The sequence below is a fragment of the Caballeronia sp. BR00000012568055 genome (genome assembly GCF_029439455.1).
Lineage (GTDB): Bacteria > Pseudomonadota > Gammaproteobacteria > Burkholderiales > Burkholderiaceae > Caballeronia.
The window spans coordinates 1-1267 of the sequence record NZ_JAQFVG010000158.1 but is presented as its reverse complement, the minus strand read 5'-3'; the positions used below and the strand labels follow the sequence as shown (position 1 = coordinate 1267).

The 1267-nt window shown below is 56.9% G+C and carries 1 protein-coding gene and 1 pseudogene; both read right to left on the bottom strand.

Translation table 11 applies throughout. From position 1 onward, the window contains the following. Positions 1-155: 155 nt before the first annotated feature. Complete coding sequence (locus P7F28_RS09215) at positions 156-869, bottom strand: hypothetical protein (protein ID WP_277184207.1); 714 nt, start codon at positions 867-869, stop codon at positions 156-158. Beyond that, positions 866-1267, bottom strand: a pseudogene (locus tag P7F28_RS09210) (transporter substrate-binding domain-containing protein); the annotation flags it as partial. The pseudogene P7F28_RS09210 and the gene P7F28_RS09215, both read right to left, overlap by 4 nt.

Here is a 1267-nt window from a genome sequence, read left to right as displayed (position 1 = left end):
TATCGCCGCCGTTCTCGCGCGTGGCCACATCATCATGACCGCGATGCGCGTAGTTGCCGGGCGCAATCTGCCTGATCTCGAACGGCTCGGCTCCATACGCACGCGTCACGAGAAACATAATCAGCATGCCGAACATACGCAAACCGAACGACGCGTTATCGGCTGGCCCGTGGCGCATTGCCTGCCTTTACGCCATCGCCTCCGGGCGTTTTCATCGCGCCTTGATAGGCGATTGTTTCCTTCTGCAAGGGATGCGCAAAGTCATTGTTATTGCCGGGCACTTCGGTACGGATCATCAGCACGTGGCCGGGTACATCATCGGCAATGACGAAGGTGTAGCGCTTGTTCGTGTATTGAGCGAAGCGCTCGGCGTTCGGATCGTTGAGATACGGTTGAATCACGACTTGCTGCGCCTTGACATTCTTGCCGAGTCCGAGCGAGTCACCGGAAACGGGCGTAATCGCAGGATTGGCGGCAAGCGCCATGCGCACGCGCTGCTGAAAGTAGCGCCGCTGTCCGCCGGTCAACTGCTGCATCTCCGTGATGTCATGCTCCAGAAAATAAATGATGACCGGATTGCACGGCAGCCCGCCGGGTATGTCCACTTGCCCCGTGTGATCGGAAACGCGCGCATCGTTCTTACTATTGCCGGGACTATTTACCAGGACGCGCAAGGTGTCCTTGACCTTCTCAGGCGGTCCGGAGTAATCGACCGCGTAATCCAGTTCGGTTTGCGGTTCGACGCCATTCATATGCGGCTGCATAAACAACAAGCGCTCCGCAGGCGCAATTTCCGTTGCAGGCGCATCTGCCCCGAAAACATTCGTTACGCATGCACACACCGCCAGTGCCAAAAGCGCGCGCCTCATTGCTGAGTTACCGGTTGCAAAGGCAGCAAAGGCACTTGATAGCTCGTCAAAATCTGATCGATCTTCGGCTGATTCGATGCAATCCAGTTATCCACCTTATCGCGCCATGCTTTCTCGCCATAGCGTACGCCCATCGAAATTTCATAATCGAAGCGGATGCCCGGCTGCGGCGGGAACGCCACCAGTCTTACTTTGTTATCCGAACGATTCACGAAGTAGCCCGCTATCGGGCCCCAGACGAAGGCCGCATCGACATTGCCTTGCGTCAGATCGTGCTCGATCATTTCGCCGGGGAAAGCATCCGGGTCGCCACTCTGCCCTTGATAGGACACCGCCTGATCGATCAGATTGTTTCGCAGCAGCCAGTCTGTCGCCGGACTCTTGACGAAGATGCCAAG